This window comes from Paraburkholderia sp. BCC1884 (assembly GCF_900996225.1).
GTDB lineage: Bacteria > Pseudomonadota > Gammaproteobacteria > Burkholderiales > Burkholderiaceae > Paraburkholderia.
In genome coordinates this window covers 1-626 of sequence record NZ_CAAJGL010000091.1, presented here as the reverse complement: position 1 = coordinate 626, position 626 = coordinate 1, and the positions used below count along the sequence as shown (strand labels likewise).

At 56.7% G+C, this 626-nt stretch carries 1 protein-coding gene; it reads left to right on the top strand.

Annotation, left to right across the window (positions count from 1 at the left end; genetic code table 11):
- A partial coding sequence (locus FQ705_RS22360) for a type VI secretion system Vgr family protein (RefSeq protein ID WP_144144395.1) occupies positions 1–626 on the top strand: 626 nt, incomplete at both ends.

The following is a 626-nucleotide window of genomic DNA, read 5'->3' as shown; positions in this document are numbered from 1 at the left end:
CGGTTTTACGGATCAGGCGGTGTGCGTGGTGCGGATGCGGGTCGCTGGTTCGAACTAGACGACCACCCCGGCCATGCAGCAGATAACCAGCAAAACCGCCAGTTTGCGATTATCGAAGCCGCCTGGTTCATCGAGAACAATCTGCCAGTGTCCAGTCAGGCTGGCGATTTCCCTCACAGCCTTAAGAGTGAACTCGCTGCTGCGAAAGCTAACCATCACGGCCTGAAGGTCGCGCATGCGGATGGCAGCGAAGGATTCTTTCTCGTTGAGATCGAAGTTCAGCGCAAGATTGTTCCGTTTCGCAGCCCATTTATCCATCACAAACCGAAGATGCATTTGCAGACCGCGATTGTCGTCGGCCCTGCAAATGCGGAGGTCTATACCGATCCGCTGAATCGCATCAAGGTGCGTTTTCACTGGGACCGCATCAATGACGGTGATGAAAAAGCATCGTGCTGGGTGCGCGTCGCCATGTCCGATACGGGCGGCGGTTACGGCGGCGTGCATGTTCCGAGAGTCGGTGAAGAAGTATTGATCAGTTGGGCAGACGGCGATTGCGATAGGCCGTTGGTCACGGGCCGCGTCTACAACGGCCAAACGCAACCCGACTGGCATTCCAACGGCCT